Annotated in this window: 15 protein-coding genes and 2 tRNA genes; 11 read left to right on the plus strand and 6 right to left on the minus strand. The window is 49.9% G+C overall.

From position 1 onward, the window contains the following. Window positions 1-46 precede the first annotated feature (46 nt). Complete coding sequence (locus NG42_RS02450; RefSeq protein WP_052897459.1) at window positions 47-607, plus strand: TetR/AcrR family transcriptional regulator; 561 nt, start codon at window positions 47-49, stop codon at window positions 605-607. Window positions 608-878: 271 nt separating this feature from the next. On the opposite strand, the gene NG42_RS02455 is transcribed toward NG42_RS02450, so the two are convergent. The 3 genes from NG42_RS02455 to NG42_RS02465 form a co-directional block, all read right to left on the minus strand. Further along, the gene (locus NG42_RS02455; RefSeq protein WP_052897462.1) at window positions 879-1,811 is read right to left on the minus strand and encodes an Rpn family recombination-promoting nuclease/putative transposase; all 933 of its coding nucleotides are present in this window, start codon (window positions 1,809-1,811) and stop codon (window positions 879-881) included. 322 nt (window positions 1,812-2,133) lie between these two features. Further along, a complete protein-coding gene (locus NG42_RS02460) occupies window positions 2,134-3,135 on the minus strand; it encodes an NAD-dependent epimerase/dehydratase family protein (protein ID WP_053115892.1) in 1,002 nt (333 codons plus the stop codon). Further along, entirely contained in the window at window positions 3,128-3,712 is a 585-nt protein-coding gene (locus tag NG42_RS02465) for a TetR/AcrR family transcriptional regulator (protein ID WP_052897465.1), read from the minus strand. Before NG42_RS02465 ends, NG42_RS02460 begins: the two co-directional genes overlap by 8 nt. Before the next feature lie 261 nt (window positions 3,713-3,973). On the opposite strand from NG42_RS02465, the gene NG42_RS02470 reads away from it, so the two are divergent. Further along, entirely contained in the window at window positions 3,974-4,672 is a 699-nt protein-coding gene (locus tag NG42_RS02470; protein WP_052897471.1) for an RluA family pseudouridine synthase, read from the plus strand. 104 nt (window positions 4,673-4,776) lie between these two features. On the opposite strand, the gene NG42_RS02475 is transcribed toward NG42_RS02470, so the two are convergent. Beyond that, window positions 4,777-5,316, minus strand: a complete 540-nt coding sequence (locus tag NG42_RS02475) for a DUF2058 domain-containing protein (RefSeq protein WP_052897474.1) — start codon at window positions 5,314-5,316, stop codon at window positions 4,777-4,779. Window positions 5,317-5,739: 423 nt separating this feature from the next. Further along, window positions 5,740-6,255 carry a DUF1295 domain-containing protein gene (locus tag NG42_RS21815; protein ID WP_162231010.1) on the minus strand — a complete coding sequence of 172 codons (516 nt, stop codon included), beginning with the start codon at window positions 6,253-6,255 and terminating at the stop codon, window positions 5,740-5,742. Between the two features lie 227 nt (window positions 6,256-6,482). Between NG42_RS21815 and NG42_RS02480 the strand changes: the two genes are divergently transcribed. The 8 genes from NG42_RS02480 to NG42_RS02515 all read left to right on the plus strand — a co-directional run bounded on the left by NG42_RS02480 (window position 6,483) and on the right by NG42_RS02515 (window position 15,036). After that, window positions 6,483-7,088: a TetR/AcrR family transcriptional regulator gene (locus NG42_RS02480; RefSeq protein ID WP_052897479.1), complete on the plus strand. Its 606-nt coding sequence runs from the start codon at window positions 6,483-6,485 to the stop codon at window positions 7,086-7,088. 254 nt (window positions 7,089-7,342) lie between these two features. After that, window positions 7,343-7,418, plus strand: a tRNA-Asn gene (locus NG42_RS02485). Window positions 7,419-7,624: 206 nt separating this feature from the next. Next, window positions 7,625-8,260, plus strand: coding sequence for a TetR/AcrR family transcriptional regulator (locus NG42_RS02490; RefSeq protein ID WP_052897481.1), 636 nt, complete (start codon window positions 7,625-7,627; stop codon window positions 8,258-8,260). Between the two features lie 208 nt (window positions 8,261-8,468). Continuing rightward, on the plus strand, window positions 8,469-10,301 hold the full coding sequence (locus NG42_RS02495) for a beta-glucoside-specific PTS transporter subunit IIABC (protein ID WP_052897483.1): 1,833 nt from the start codon (window positions 8,469-8,471) through the stop codon (window positions 10,299-10,301). After that, complete coding sequence (locus NG42_RS02500) at window positions 10,298-11,764, plus strand: glycoside hydrolase family 1 protein (protein ID WP_052897485.1); 1,467 nt, start codon at window positions 10,298-10,300, stop codon at window positions 11,762-11,764. The genes NG42_RS02495 and NG42_RS02500 overlap by 4 nt, the downstream gene beginning before the upstream one ends. A 28-nt stretch (window positions 11,765-11,792) precedes the next feature. Beyond that, window positions 11,793-12,647 (plus strand): PRD domain-containing protein, encoded by an 855-nt coding sequence (locus NG42_RS02505; RefSeq protein WP_052897793.1) that lies wholly within the window; start codon window positions 11,793-11,795, stop codon window positions 12,645-12,647. 154 nt (window positions 12,648-12,801) lie between these two features. Continuing rightward, window positions 12,802-14,184: a D-arabinono-1,4-lactone oxidase gene (locus tag NG42_RS02510; RefSeq protein WP_052897487.1), complete on the plus strand. Its 1,383-nt coding sequence runs from the start codon at window positions 12,802-12,804 to the stop codon at window positions 14,182-14,184. A 21-nt stretch (window positions 14,185-14,205) separates the two neighbouring features. Beyond that, window positions 14,206-15,036, plus strand: a complete 831-nt coding sequence (locus NG42_RS02515) for a glycosyltransferase family 8 protein (protein ID WP_052897489.1) — start codon at window positions 14,206-14,208, stop codon at window positions 15,034-15,036. Between the two features lie 111 nt (window positions 15,037-15,147). Here the strand turns inward: NG42_RS02515 and NG42_RS02520 are convergent, their stop codons facing one another. Beyond that, window positions 15,148-16,269, minus strand: coding sequence for a Gfo/Idh/MocA family protein (locus NG42_RS02520; RefSeq protein WP_052897491.1), 1,122 nt, complete (start codon window positions 16,267-16,269; stop codon window positions 15,148-15,150). A 289-nt stretch (window positions 16,270-16,558) separates the two neighbouring features. On the opposite strand from NG42_RS02520, the gene NG42_RS02525 reads away from it, so the two are divergent. After that, window positions 16,559-16,634, plus strand: a tRNA-Asn gene (locus NG42_RS02525). The last annotated feature ends 55 nt before the right edge of the window (window positions 16,635-16,689 follow it).

Genomic DNA, 16,689 nt, shown 5'->3' on the forward strand with positions numbered 1-16,689 from the left:
TCATCAATGTATACTTAAACCCTATTTTTGAGAGGGGCAGGAAAGCATGAAAGTGTCAAAAGAGCAGGTTCGGGAAAACCGGATGCGCATTGTTGAAACGGCCTCAGAACTTTTTCGTGAACGCGGTTACGATGGCGTGGGCGTCGCGGAATTGATGTCTGCGGCAGGCTTAACCCACGGCGGGTTCTACAAACACTTTGGTTCCAAGACTGATCTGATGTCCGAGGCGATGAGCTGTGGTTTTAGGCGATCCGCAGAAAGCACGGCAGGTGTGAACCGGGAAAAATTTATTGAATACTACCTATCCCGACAACATCGGGCTGATATGGGAAAGGGTTGTGTGATGTCGGCACTTGGCACCGATACAGCCCGTCAGTCTGAGTCAATCAAGGCGGCATTTGCAGCCGGAATTGAACGTCAGCTTGCAGTTTTAGGAAACGAAAAAAATGTGGAAGGCAGCACGCGCGCCGACCTGATTGACACTATTGCCCATCTTGTCGGTGCCCTGGTGCTGTCTCGTGCCTGCCCGGATAATTCCGCTCTGGCTGATGAAATTCTGGATGTCTGCCGCGCGCGTCTTATCAGTCATGAAGCCAGTAAGGACTGAATTTGCTGGCTAAAGGATTTTTCTGTGCAGTGCATCTAAATAAATCGCCAACGTCCGCTGGCACTAAGCGGTCAGAATCAGGGTGGGCCGCTCCGCTCTGGTCGAAGAGCGGAAGTGCAAAATTGTTCTCTCAATTGGTGGAAGAATTACTAACATTGCAGTGTTTTAATCAACGGGTAGCAGATCATCCCGTTTCGTTTAATGCAAAACAACGGGAAATGTTTCTTCTGCGTACCCTCGGTGAACTGGAGGATACCTCCGCCAGAAACGATTAAATGCCACTCTGCTGACGCTCATTTATCAGTAAGGTTTTCACTTCATCTTCGTCCAGGCCTGTCATTTCCTGCACTTTCTCAATATCCCACCCTTTTGCTAACATATTGCGCGCCACATCCTGTATCCCTTCCTTGCGGCCTTTTTCCAGGCCTTTTTCCAGGCCTTTTTCCACACCTTTCTGCTCGAATTTTTCTGCGATTGTCATCAGTATTTCCTTCTGTTGCGGTGACCGTACTGCCAGCTCACGGATAAAGGATTCCGGGTCGGCAGTTTCTCCTGCCTGGACGATATAGTTCATCAGCACGACCAACTGTTCATTAGTAGTGTAACCACTGCTCATCAACGTGACCAGATGCTCAAGCAACTCCGACATGTCGCGCAGACGGATATGTTTCTGGAGCAGCTCAAGCGCCGCCATACGCCGGTGAGTCATAATTTCATCATCAGGGATAACCGTCACATCCACCAGCGGAAAGTCGCTGCCATAAATCTGTCCGGCGAGCTCTGGATCGCCGAATCCAACTAGCCAGTTCATCGAATGCGGATAGGGGCTTTTCTGTCCATGATAAAAATGAATCGGAATCACCAATGGCAGCTGTTTATGCCCAGCCTTGAGGTGCTGCTGCATGGCCGCGATGGCATAACGCATCAGCCGGAAGGCCATCAGTTCATCTTCGGTACTCTGATGTTCGATAAGGCAGTAGATATACCCTTCGCCGCTATCTGTTTTTAGTGAATACAGCACATCCGAGTGAAATGCTCGCAGATGATCCTCAACAAAACTGCCAGAGGTGAGTTGCAGGGTATCAAGATCGCAACGGTTCAGCAGCGACGGAGGCAAATGTATCTGCAGAAAGTCGCGCGCAGTTTCTCTGTCAGAAAGAAATTGTTTGAATACAGCATCATGCGGGGTTGGAGTAATACCCATTTTTTTTTACCTGTCATCCAAATTGACAAGTAGCGACTCTAACATAACTAAATAGTGGTTAAAATATGCTCACCCCGCCTGACTGAAGTAAAAATATCCCTGATTTGCGCGCATCAGTTGATGACCTTCTACACTAAGTAGCAAGCGCGCAGGCTTAATAATATCTGAATATCTCCCAAAATTAATGGCACGGTTTACCGGGATGCTTACACAGGCTGATGTGCATATATGTATTCAGAGTTGGGACAACGAACTGTCAATAACCGCTGTGATGGAGGACAGGAACCAGACACAACCGGCGTACGGACTGCCCCCACTGCATTTACCGCATCATATCCAGTCCCTGCCTCAGTGATACATCAGGAAAATAACCGAGTTCATTCCTGGCTTTAGTGATATCCAGTGAAACCTCAACAGCTGATGTGGCATAGACCTGCATATTCAACGGACTTTTTATTCGACCACATGATATCCAGTTTATTCCATCACCCAACTTTGCCAGTAAATAAATGAGTCCTCGGGGTACGCTTTTGTCAGGCACAGCAATCCCCTGAGTGGCCAATAATTCGCTCACAAACTGACGGAAAATAGAGGGCTTTTCGTCAGTTATGAAATAGGCCTCGCCATGACCTCCATACTCTGCGGCGCGGCTTATCCCCTGGCAAAGATTATCGATATGTGTTGTAGACGTTAAATAGTTACCCTCGCTAATCCAGGCAAATTTACCGGATTTCACAGCTTCCATCAGTTGCGGCAGGGCGGTAGTGTCTCCTTTACCCCAGACAAAGCGAGGCCGGACAATGACTACGCTGAAATCCTTGTCCGACTGCTTTAACGCAGCTAGTTCACCCTCAGCTTTTGAACCGGAATACGCGCCAACAAACTTATTCGGGAACGGTAGCGACTCTTTAGCCATGATAAGCGGTTTACCTGTGAGCAGTACTGACTCAGTACTGACGTGCAAAGCTCTGTTGATACCTGCTTTTCGCGCAGCGTTGAATACCCGTTGCGTACCTTCGACATTGACCCGCCATTGATCTGCTGAGTGACAGGCGTGTGAGGTATTGGCGGCAGCATGTATCAAAAGGTCGCAGCCCTGCATCGAAAGATACAGGTCTGAATCGAACAAACTTTTTCGTACCGGCTGCCCCCCTGCTTCAATGATTGTCCGTTCTGCTGCATCACTCCTTGCCAGTGCCCGAACTTCCGCCCCCGCATTTTTGTAATAGCGAATCACATTTTGGCCTATAAAGCCGCTGCCGCCGGTAATGAATACCCGCCGGGTACGCATTGCTGCCGCTAAATCTGCGTGGCTTTTAGTCATCTTTTTCTCCTGTTGCCGCTGCAACCGGAACATCCTGATCCGCCAGCCAGTTAAGCTCTGCCAGAATTTGTGCACGTTCGGTGGCACTCCACTTATGAAAATCCAGATGATCGAGAAATTTGAATCCCTCCAGCGCCAGATAAGCCAGCAGCGCGCCACGAGGATAAGCGGATGTGGTAATGATGCGTTCAATGACTTCAGACTGATGTTGCTGCATCGTTCTACGCAATTCGGTATTCAGAATAAGCGCAGAACTGAGATTTAATGCTATTGGTCGAAATTCTTCTGGCGGCGGCGTTTTGGCCACCTCAATGCGGCCTCTGAGCGCTACACTGTCATTTTTATCAAGCCTCAGTTCGGCTTCACGGTGTATACCGTCATCTCGTTGCATTGCACGAGTGACTAACGCTTCCAGCAGTGCCTGCTTGGTTTTGTGAACATACAATACACTGGCCTTACTGATTTTCGCCTGTGCCGCAACGGCCTCGATTGTCAGTCTGGCGACACCTGACTGCCCGATAACCTGTTCAGCCGCATCAAGAATACTGTCAGTACTAATCTCTTTTTTTCGTCCCATTTACCCCTCCTGATTTATAACCATCTGGATGGATATTAAATAAGGTAGATTTTTTATGCAATCCCCCACGGCTAAGATCGATTAGCGCTCGTAACAAAGAAGATAATCCACTGCGCAAAGCGGCGATGGCTTAGGGAATTAAGCTGGCGTCGTGATCTGCGTGACAGGTTGTCACCCTTAGCCCGTCAGGCCAACAGCAAGATTCGTCAGTCGGCTTAAAATTGGTTATCATCCGCTGCCACTCTCCAGCCGGGTAGACAGATGTCCAGCATAATCGATACTTTTATTGCCCCACCGTGCCATGACGAGATCGAGTATCTTTATCAGGACGATCACCTGGTGCTGATCAATAAACCCACCGGGCTGCTCAGCCTCTCGGGGAAAAATCCGCAAAATCGCGATTCAGTGCACCATCGGCTGGTAGAGATATTCCCCGGCTGCACCCTGATCCACCGCCTTGATTTCGGTACTTCCGGGCTGATGGTGATTGCCCGCAATAAAGCGATCAATGCCGCGCTCTGCCAACAGTTCAGCCAGCGCACAGTGACTAAAGTGTACAGCGCACTGCTCTGCGGACATCTGGAAGACAACGAAGGGGTGATAGACGCAGCAATTGCCAAAGACCCGACGCTGTTCCCGCTGATGTCGATTTGCGCAATCAACGGCAAGCCCGCTCGCTCAGGCTATCGGGTTGTGGAGCGCTTTTACCATAAGCATGAGGACGGGACGTTACTGCCCTTGACGCGAGTACAACTCACCCCGGAAACCGGGCGCACTCATCAACTCCGCATCCACTGTCAGCAGTTGGGCCACCCTATTTTGGGCTGTGACCTGTATGGCGGTCGCCTGCTGCCCGGCACCGAACGGACACCGCGGCTGATGCTGCACGCTAGTGAACTGCATTTTATTCATCCCGTTAGCCAGCAGTGGATCAAAGCCCATAATCCCGTCCCGTTCTGAAAGTAACCCTACCGCCCGAAGACGCCCGGCGTGGCGGCAAAGTACATAAGGAAAGGGTTAATCAGATGACGGCGATCGTCAAAACCGACATCTGTCACCGTTAACTACCACATTAAATCATCGGGCACTTTAAAGTCGGCATACGGATCTTCTTCATCTTGCTCTTCCTGACTCAGCGCGCTATTTAAAACAATACTGTCTGCATCACGCTGCGCAATTTTATCGGCTACGCTCGCCGGGATAATCGCGTATTCGCTGCCACCATTATTATCAACCACCAAACGCGCGATGGCGAGGCGACCACTAATCAGTTGAGCCTGGGTGGTGCTGTCCACAACAATTTTTTTGATTAAATTATTGTCAGTGAAGTTAAAACCGATATCGCCTTTTGGCAGGGGAATTCTGTTCATTTCAATAAGCTGCTTCACCTGAGCTTTATATTCCTTAGATAACGCGGCCTGTTTTTGCTGTTCGCTTAGCTGTTTATCACGCTCAAGTTGCGCTTTTTTATTCTCTTCCACCGCCTCTCTGGCCTCACGAGCCTGAACGCGTGATTTTTTGGCCGTTCTCTGGACTTTGGCCATTTTTTTGCTGGACACTAATCCAGCTTTTAACATCTGCTCTTGTAGGGTAAGTTTTGTCATCTTCGTTTCTAAACCAGTTGAATAATGAGTGGGATTATACCTGTAATTTTTGAGACTTTACCAGGTTGCAGGAACTGACCACGATGTGGCTTGAGTTGGCGTGCTATCAGTGGCTGGCGCGACCGGTTTTCAGGAGTCGATACAACGCCATGGTAAACAGAGCCAGATCGCGTGTTCTTCCTTCCAGCTCGAGTCCGATGCGTGACCTGCTCCCCTCTAATTAATGCAGTGCGGACTTAGCAACATCCGCTTCTGGCACAAAGCTGCCTGCAACAACAATCAGGGTCAGCTACGAGCGAGGTACGGACGTTGGTTATGGGTTGAAATGCTCCCGAAATTTCTGGATTCTCAGTGGAGTTTTATTTTTTAAAGTTTTTTCGATCAAAATACTGGATTTCATATCAGAAGACTTCACTTCTCTATTCATAACAATCGACTTGATTTACTGTACTCTTCAAACTCAGCATAGCGTGATAGTGAACGATCTTTTCGGAGCATATTTCTTATAAAGAAACAGCACCAACATGCTAATACGACGAAGGGCACCCAATGCATGGAAAATATAGAAAACGCCATGTAAATAGCAATCTCCCCAAGATAGTTAGGATTACGGCTATATTTAAATAATCCATCAGTAATTAATCCTTTTTTTAAACGCAAAGTATAAAATTTCTGTGCATCACTAACGTAATGCAGATAAATCCCGATGATATAAATCGATAATGCCAGACAGATCAGCCATGGTTGAACTGTTACATTATTGCTAATCAACAGATACGGAGTCAGGTAATAACCAGCCAAGGGAGTAAAGATAAATAACCATCCCACCCACGCCCGGGGAAACTCATTGGCAAACCGCTGGTCAGGAAAAGTCGACTCTTTAACCAGCCACAGGATGGAATATGTGCCATGCAATGCCAGATAGGTGCAGGCAGTCATTGAGTCATTTTGGTAATACCACATAAGGAATAAATCACTGGTATCACTAAAATCTTGTGTAAGTTTATGAAAAATAAAGTGCTCATAAGTCCGGCCTCATCTTAAATTTAAGGATATGAATGGATGCACGCCACAATTTGTCAGTGACAAGATTAAATTCACAGATCATGTTGTCAGTGTCAAGTTGATTTGATTAAATGGATAGAAGCTACGCTTAGGGAGAGATCATGACTTCATCAAATGCAAAAAAGAGTTACCACCATGGTGATTTACGCGCCACGCTCATTAATGCGGCACTTGAGATCATTGAAAATGAAGGAATAGACAGGCTTTCTCTGCGCGCCTGTGCAAGAAAAGCCGAGGTTTCGCACGCTGCACCGGCCCATCATTTTGGAACTATTACGGGGCTGCTGGATGAACTTGCCGCCGAAGGGTACCGCCTCCTGACGCAAGAAATGCAAAAAAAAACGCAGAATTCCACGGCAGAGAGTTTGCTCAATGCGGGTACAGGCTATATTCGTTTTGCGGTAACTCACCCCGGTCTCTTTCGTGTTATGACAAAAATGAAAACCAGCCCCTTACCTTCGGAAAGACTTTCGAAAAATAGCGATGAGGCCTTAGAGTTTCTGAAGTGTGCATTGAAACAGTCTTACAAGGCTGAATATGGCACTTTGCTGTCGGATAACGCGCTGGCAACAAGAACAGAACTGGCCTGGTGTACGGTACACGGATATGCACACTTGTACATTGAGGGTATGTGTCAAAAATTTACTTTCCAGGATCCTGAAATAATCCTTAAACACCTGCGAGTCGCTTTACTGGCAAGAGATTAATAAACAAAACATGGATAGTTTCTATCCACCACATTTTTACTCAGTAGCCAGAAATATTTAAAGGCGTACTTTTCACCGCCCTGATATGTTTGCTTTTGTCCGACGCTGCCGGCAGCACAATTTGCTGATGAAATAAGCGGATTGACTCTGACCAGTCAGATTTTGCCGCTTCTGTAAGCAAACGCACTCAAAAGGTGAAATCCGGCTTTGACATCCGCGCGGCGCATCGCTAATATTCGCCCCGTTCCAACGATTCCTCTGTAGTTCAGTCGGTAGAACGGCGGACTGTTAATCCGTATGTCACTGGTTCGAGTCCAGTCAGAGGAGCCATATTTAAGAAGCCCGCTCAGGGAAACCTGAGCGGGCTTTTTGCTCTTTAGCCAGACGGTTGCTAATCGCATCACGGCACCTCCGGCACAGTTAGCCCCCCCTTCCCCGACAAACTTTCTACAATTCGTTTAACCCAGGCGGATTGTGTCACGCCGCCAGCAACGTTACCCTAAGCCCAGCCCTAAACATTATCAGGATGTCCCCCTATGCCAGCTCCAGCCAAGAGAAAGAACGATCCGGAAGGACTAAAAAAACGCATTATCGCCGGAGCCCTGAAAACCTTTGCTGAATTTGGTATGCAGGGCGCACGGCTGGAGCAGATTGCCGAACAGGCCGACACCACCAAGCGTATGGTGGTCTATCACTTTGGCAACAAGGAAAGCCTCTATATCGAGGTGCTCGAACATGTCTATCATCAGATTCGTCAGCACGAAACTGCACTGAATCTGTCAGCACTGGCACCGCAGGAAGCGATGATCAAACTGGTGGAAGAGAGTTTCGATTATCATGCTTCTCACCCGGATTTTATTCGTCTGGTATGCAGTGAAAACCTGTTGCGTGGCCGCTATATCAGCCAGTCCGCGCGTATCCAGTCACTGAATAAAAGTGCGGTGGATGTGCTCGACGATATTCTTAACCGTGGTCGCGCCGCGGGTTTATTCAGGGACGATGTGGAAACGCTGGATGTGCACCGCCTGCTGAGCAGCATTTGTGTCCACCATGTCTCAAACCACTACACTTTCAGCACCCTGTTTACCCGTGATAAAAGCGATACCGAAATTGCCACACGTAATCGTCATTTAGCCGTTACCGCGACCCTGCGCTATATCCGCTGCGACTGATTGCCGCGAAAAATGGCGTTTTTGAGCGAAATTTTGCCAATTGCGTCACAGATATAATGACTGAGACAGTAATCTCTTTGACTTTCCGCTGCGGCAAAATATACAACTAGTCCCAGGCGTGTAACTGGTTATCCAGGCAAGACCTGAAGCTCTCTCTTAAAAAAGGGGGCTTCAGGTCTTTTTTTTTGGGCGGCAGGAGAGTCGTGACATGAATTACCTTCAGACAGCGCAGGAAATTATTAATCTGGTGGGTGGCAGTGACAATATCGATCATACAGATCATTGCTCTACCCGACTGCGGCTGACTCTCCGTGATAATGCGCGGGTTAATCAACCGGCGCTGGAAAAGGTGCCGGGCGTACTGGGTGTCAGAATTAACGCCCAGTGCCAGGTGATTATTGGCAGCGAAGTGATTGGTGTTTATCAGGCGGTGAAAAGTCTTACCGACGATCAGCCCAAAAGCGAAAGCAGCACGCCGGTTCGCACCAGCCGGATGTCATATATTATCGATTTTATTATCAGCGTCTTTCAGCCGCTGGTGCCGGCAATCGCCGGTGGCGGCGTACTGAAATCAATACTGCTGTTACTGGATCTGATGGGCTGGTTAAGCCGCAATAGTTCAACTTATAAAGTGCTGGATAATATCGGCTCCGCCCCACTCTACTTTTTACCGATCCTGGTGGCGATAACCACCGCGATGAAATTAAAGGTCAATATTCTGGTCGCGGTATCGGCGGTTTCGGTGATGGTATTACCGGCGATGTCGAAGCAACTGGCGGAAGGTGCCGAATTCTTCTCGCTTGATTTGAAAAATATCGCCTACGCTTCTCAGGTATTTCCGGCAATTCTATGCGTTATTTTTTATGCGCAAACCGAGAAATTCTTTAATCGCTATTCTCCTGGCGCACTGCGTATTTTCCTGTCCCCGATGCTTTCTTTACTGGTTACCGTGCCGGTTACCCTGTTGTTCCTTGGCCCGCTAGGTTATGAAGTGGGTGCCGGCCTGGCAACGGTGATTCTCTGGCTGTATGGCAAGTTAGGTTTTGTTGCTACCGCGCTGTTGGCAGGTGTACTGCCATTTATGGTGGCCTCCGGGATGCATAAACCGATGATCCCCTACGTTGTGGCGTCGATGGGGCAATTTGGCCGCGAGATGTTATATCTGCCGGCTTCGCTGGCGCACAATATTGCCGAAGCGGGTACCTGTCTGGCAATTGCACTGAAAACCAAAGACAAAGTACTCAAATCCACCGCCCTCTCCTCCGGTATTTCGGCACTATGCGGCATTACCGAACCCGCGCTGTATGGTATTACCCTGCTGCATAAAAAAGCGCTCTGTTCGGTGATTATCGGCAGCGTTATTGGTGGTGCTTTTATTGGCTGGATGGCGGTCGAGGCGTTTGCGCTGGTCGGTCCGGGTCTGCCCAGTATTTCATTGTTTGTTTCACCGGATAATAAATGGAATATCGTCTGGGCCTTGGCCGCAGCGGGTATCGCCTTTAGCGTCTCGTTCTTTATCACCCTATTTATCTGGCGCGAAGAGCAGCAGGCCACTCCCGCCGACAGCCTGCAAGCCACGCCGGAGCTGCGCTTTAACAGCCCTGCCGAAGGCCAGGTGATCCCGCTTGAACAGGTGAATGACGAGGTGTTTTCCACCCGCATTATGGGCGACGGTATTGCGATTCGTCCGGTCAAAGGTGCGCTGTATGCGCCAGCAGACGGGGTGATCAGCAATGTGTTCGATACCGGCCATGCGCTCAGCATGTTAACCAACGGTGGCGTCGAGCTGATTTTCCATATCGGTATCGACACCATCAAAATGAATGGCGCGGGATTTGCGCCGCAGGTCAGCGCACAGCAACCGGTGAAAACCGGCGATTTGCTGGTGGAATTTGACCTCGAAGCCATAATCACCGCAGGTTATGACCCGGTGATTATGATGGTGGTCACTAACAGCGAACGTTTCAGCGTCTCGGCTGAAATCCCCCGACTCAGTATCAATAATCATCACAACATCATGACGTTAAAGGAGTCTGTATGAAGGACACGCAATCTGGCTTTCCTGAACACTTTTTATGGGGTGGCGCTATCGCCGCCAACCAGGCTGAAGGCGCATGGAACCTGGATGGTAAAGGGCCTTCTGTCGCGGATGCAATTACCTATAAAGCTAATTTAGATCTGACTAACTATGAAGGCCATATGGCGCTCAGCGATCAGAATATTGACGATGCGCTGAACGGCCACAATGATGCGCTCTACCCGAAACGGCGCGGCATCGATTTTTACCATCGTTACAAAGACGATCTGGCGCTGTTTGCCGAGATGGGCTGCAAAGTGTTGCGCGTGTCGATTGCCTGGGCGCGCATCTTCCCCACCGGTGAAGATGCCGAGCCCAATGAGGCCGGGCTACAATTTTATGAAGATCTGTTCCGTGAGATGCGCAAACATCAGATTGAACCGCTGGTGACGTTGTCCCATTACGAAATGCCGCTGGTGCTGAGTGAAAAATATAACGGCTGGGTACACCGTAATGTTGTCGACGCCTTTGTGCGTTACAGCAATGTGTGCTTCGATCGCTACAAAGATCTGGTGCGTTACTGGCTGACGTTTAATGAAATCGACAGTATTCATCGTCATCCCTTTACCACTGCCGGTATTCGTCATGAAAAAAGCGCGCCAGGACGAGAAACCCGCGATGTTTATCAGGGGCTGCATCATCAGTTTGTCGCCTCAGCGCTGGCGACGCGCGACTGCCACGCGAAAATTCCCGGTAGTCAGGTGGGTTGTATGCTGACTAAACTGACCACTTATCCGCGCACCTGCCATCCGGCCGATGTCGAAGCCACGCTAAAGAAAAATATCGAGAACTATTTCTATACCGATGTGCAGATTCGCGGTGCTTACCCGCCACTGATTAAACGCGATCTGGAACTGCGCGGCATTCAGATTGAAATGCAGCCGGGCGACGAGGACATTCTGCGCCAGTACACCGTGGACTTCCTGTCGTTCAGCTATTACATGTCGCTGACCGAATCAACCCAGCCCGACGCCGAGCGTATTGCCGGCAATACCGTGTTGGGGGTGAAAAACCCGTACCTGCCGGCATCGGAATGGGGCTGGCAGATAGATCCGGTCGGGCTGAAAATTTCACTGCTGGAACTCTACGATCGCTATCAGAAACCGCTATTTATTGTCGAAAACGGCCTTGGCGCGAAAGATAGTATTGAGGATGGCAAAATCCATGACGGCTATCGCATTGACTACTTCCGCTCACACTTTGAGCAAATGGAGCAGGCAATCAATGAAGGCGTTGAGCTGATGGGCTTTACCAGCTGGGGCACCATCGACATTATCAGTGCCGGTACCTCACAAATGACTAAAAGATATGGATTTATTTATGTCGATCAGGATGATGACGGTAATGGCTCACTGGCGCGCCTGAGAAAAGACTCGTTCTGGTGGTATAAAAAAGTCATCGCCAGCAATGGCCGCGACCTCGACTGACTGTGAATTATCGCCGCAGGGAAATATCGTGATTAAAGTGAAGAAATCGCTGAACAACAGCATGTTACTGGTAGACCATGACCAACGGGAAATGATTCTGTTTGGCAAGGGTATTGGTTTCGGCACCAAACCCGGCACGCTGGTTGATGTGGCAGAGGTTGAGCAGGTTTTTATACCGCTGGATAACCTCAAGTCGAGACACTTTCTTTCGCTTACCGATACCATTCCTGCGGCATTTTTTGATGCCACCCATGACATTATCACCATGGCTCAGCAGCATTATGTTGAGAAACTCAATTCCGTACTGTTTTTTACGCTGGCAGAACATCTGTACTTTGCCGTTGAGCGCTGCAAAAACGGCAGCAGCTTTGCCAATAAACTCAGCTGGGAAGTGAAGCGGTACTATCAGCGTGAATATGAGTTAGGTGTGTTGGCAAAGAACAGCGTCAGCCAGCGCTTTAACATCGAGCTGCCCGAGGATGAAGCGGTGAATATCGCTTTTCATCTGATCAACGCTTCCGGCGACAGCGAAAACAGCGATGCGCACTTGCAGGTGCAGCTGGTGAATCGCATTGCAGAAATTGTCCGTTATAAACTGAATAAAAACATCGATATTAACGCGATAAATTACATCCGTTTTATCACCCATCTGCGCTATTTTGCCGAGCGGATTATTACGAAAAAAATCGCGCCAAAAAACAGCGACGACTTTTACCACGAGCTGCTGAAGTTCTATCCTGCGGCGATGAACGTCTCCTGGGCGATTCGCGACTATATCGCCGAGAAGTATCAGATTGCCCTGCCAAAAGATGAGCTGACCTGGCTGACGATTCATATCAGCAGGCTGGCGGACAGTAATGAGCCGGAAGAAAACCTTAGCTGACCCACGCCCGATATCGGCTGTCAAAACCTGGCATTAAACCAAATGGTCTACGCTACAGAGAGCGGCGGATAAATGTATCCGTCCTCTGTCAGTCACGCTCTTCACTCTGCCAGAGGCGCTGACAATTCACAGACCAGATGGAAGGAATGTTGTAGTGGAAACAGACGATAAGCGCTTCCCGCTCAGAAATACCGAATCAAACCATAGTGATACTCAGGTGTGGAACTGGGCGCAAAATGCTCAGTTAGGTGACCGTCGTGCGGTTTGTCGGCCAGAGAGCGAGGCAGAATTACAGCAACTGCTCGCCAGCCACAGTGGCAAAGTTAAGGTGATCGGCAGCAGACTGGCACCTGGCCGCATGCTGAAAATCGATCATCAGCAGGATATGTTGCTGGATCTCAGCCAGCTGTCAGGCGTGCTGGATTCCACCGATAACAGTGTGACCTTTGCCGCCGCCACGCCGCTTGGTAAGGTCTATCAGACGCTCAGCGAGATGGGACGCATGCTGGCCTCTTCGCCGGGAGTGATCTCAATACAAACGCTGGCGGGCGCGATGGCGACCGGCACCCATGGTCAGGGATTGCAACAAAGCTCGCTGGCCGATGAGGCACTGAATATCCGTATGGTGCTGGCCGATGGCAGTATCCGCGAATTCGACCGTCAACATCCGTGGTTTGGCGCGGTACAGGTGGCGCTCGGCTCGCTGGGTGTGGTGACGGCGGTGACGTTGAAAACCATTCCGTCACGTATCTACACCTGCTTTAAAAATGCCGTCAGCGCCAGCAATCTGGAACAAGATCTTTATCAGTGGAATGAAAATTATGCGCTGAGTAAAGCCTGGTGGTTTGTCGATGAAGATCAGATGCATGTCTGGTGCGCCCGTGAGGCCACGCCGGAAGAAGAACAGGTTTATCGCCTCAATTACGGCGATCTGGTTAAACAAGCCGACAGTGACAGCTCGCTGAACAACACCATCGAGCAGACGCTGGAACATATGCATAACGATACTCAGATTCGCGGTGAAGGCGGCAAACAGTTTAAAACCGTCACCCGGTTTAAAGATTTTTCGAATGTGACCGGCGATATCTATCAGGTGTTCTGCCGCGGAATCGCGGTGCCACAAATTAATGTGGAAATCGGTATCCCGCTGGCGCGTGCCGCAGAAGTGATCGGCAAAATCAAACGCTGGTATGCAGAAAAGCATCCACATATGCACTATCCGATTATTCTGCGCTGTACCGGCCCCTCTTCCGCCTGGCTCAGCCCGGCGTATCAGCAGGCCACCTGCTTCTTTGGCTTTGTGGTCTATTACGCCGATGACGGCAGTTTGTCAGCAGAAGGCACCCATTTTCTTAGCGAAGTGGAGAAACTGCTGGCGGCAGAAGGCGGGCGCCCGCACTGGGGCAAATATTATGACTCGCACCTTTATCACTGGCGGGAAAATTATCCGCAGTGGGATGCCTTCCGTGAAGTGCGTCACCAGCTTGATCCACAGAGAAAATTCAGCAACGACTACCTGTCACAACTTTTTGACTAAGACACAACCGGGGGAAACGCTATGCAGGCATGGATAACATTGCTGACTCAGCCCGACTATCTGACGGGTGTACAAACGCTGCATAAATCATTACGCCAGAGTGGCAGCCGCTATCCGCTGGTAGTGATGGTGACCGAAAATATTGAACCGGCGATCGCCGACCGACTGAAAGCTGAGGGCTGCAAAATCGTGGCGGTCTCGGCGCTGAATCCGCAAAGTGAGCTGGCGCATCATTACGCTTCGGCGCGCTTCTCGGAAGTCTGGACTAAACTGCGCGCCTGGCAGCTGACCGACTATCAGCGACTGGTGTTTCTCGATGCCGATATGCTGGTGTTGCAAAATATGGATGAGCTGTTTGAGCTTGAACTGCCGGAAAACGGCATCGCCGCCTGTCACGCCTGCCGCTGCAACCCAAATAAAATCACCAGTTATCCGCCACACTGGGTACCGGAAAACTGTTTCTATAGCTGGCAGGATCGTCAGCAACCTGCGCCAGCGCACCTCGACGCCTATTTAAACGCCGGATTTCTGGTGCTGACGCCAGACGCTGAGGTTTTTGACCAGCTGGAGCGAAAAATCGCTGCAATTGACGATCTCTCCCGCTACCCGTTTTCGGAACAGGATCTGCTAAATGAGTTTTTCGCCGGATGCTGGAAAGCGTTGCCGTATATCTATAACGCGCTGAAAATGCTATCAGTTCAGCATGCCCGAAGCTGGAATTTGGCGGAGGTGAAGAATCTGCATTATATCCTGGCCAAGCCGTGGGAGCGTGACTGGCAGCAAGCGGCTGATGAAAGCGACCGCTATTACGAACTGGATAAGTTATGGTTGCAGGTTGCCCGCAATAACTGAGTCGGTTTACGTCAAATAACCGGGAATAAAGTTACTCTGTAGGGGAGCCGTTTTCGGCTCCCGTCCTGATGGTATGCAGGGTGCAAAACGCAGCCTCTGGGAAAAACGTCGTTAAACCTTCATCCAGCGCCGTTCAATGGCCGATACCGCAATCGCTTCCAGAACTTTCGACACCTGCAAACCTTCGGCGAAATCTGGCCACATCCGGTCATTCGCGGCAATGCCGTTAATCAAATCACGGATCTCAACGGTTTTCTGATCGTTAAAACCAATTCCATGCCCGGCTGAAATGCAGAATGCGGCATAATCCGGATGTGCGGGGCCAGTGAGAATGGTTTTAAATCCTTGCCGCCCGGCGGGATCGTCATGCAAATACAGCTCCAGCTCTGCCATGCGCTCCTGGGTATAACGCAGGGTTCCCTTAGTACCGGTCACCACATAGGTCAGACCCATTTTGCTGCCGCAGGCGATACGCGAGGTTTCAATCACGCCATGCGCACCCTGCGAGAAACGCAGTAAAGCGCTGGCCTGATCCTCATTTTCTACCGGCAATAACCGTGCCGGATCTTTCGGGTCGGGACGTTGCTTAATCACCGTCAGCATATCACCGCTGACCTCGTCGATATCGCCCACCAGATAGTGCGCCATATTGACGATATGCGCCGCCAGATCGCCCAGTGCACCCAGCCCGGCCAGCGCTTTCTGGCAGTGCCAGTCGAGCGGTGTGTCAGGGTTCGCCAGATAATCTTCATTGTGAGTACCGTAGAAATGCACCACTTCGCCGATTTCACCACGAGCAATGATCTCACGCGCCAGCTGGCTGGTCGGGTTCTTCATATAGTTGAAGCCCACCAGCGTTTTCACCCCGGCCTGTTCGGCAGCGCGGGTCATCTCTTCGGCATCCGCTACCGTTAACGCCAGCGGTTTTTCTGAGTAGACATGTTTACCGTGACGAATCGCCTCCAGCGCCATCTCTTTATGCAGGAAGTTCGGCGCACAGATATCGACCACATCGATATTGGGGTCGCTGACCAGCTCGCGCCAGTTACCCGTTGAGCGGTTAAAACTGAACTCATCAGCCTTACTACGCGCCAGTTCCGGCGTTACTTCCGCCAGCATTTCACGCACGATCTCGCCTTTTAACTTAAACACTGTCGATGCCTGAGCATAAGCAATTGCGTGACAACGACCAATATAGCCCGTACCAATAAGTCCGATTCTCACCTTTTCCATGCCGATTTCCTGCCGTTGATAAACCCTGTGAATGGAATGTATATTTCAAAAAATGATTCCACAATATGAAAATGAAATAAATGTGATCATTCTTCCGAAGATGAATGCAAAACTTTTGCAACAGGATGATGTGTTCAAACGGTTTTAACCGCGTCAACAGCACAAATTTGCCGCTAAACAATCCGGAAAACATCACGACTGGTGCTTTATTCGGCAGTCAGTGGCATTTTGTGAAAACAGGTTTGACATCTGTGCGGCGCATCGCTAATATTCGCCCCGTTCCAACGATTCCTCTGTAGTTCAGTCGGTAGAACGGCGGACTGTTAATCCGTATGTCACTGGTTCGAGTCCAGTCAGAGGAGCCATATTTAGAAAAGCCCGCTCAGGGAAACCTGAGCGGGCTTTTTGCATTGATTTCAA

The sequence above is a fragment of the Winslowiella iniecta genome (assembly GCF_001267535.1).
Taxonomy (GTDB): domain Bacteria; phylum Pseudomonadota; class Gammaproteobacteria; order Enterobacterales; family Enterobacteriaceae; genus Erwinia; species Erwinia iniecta.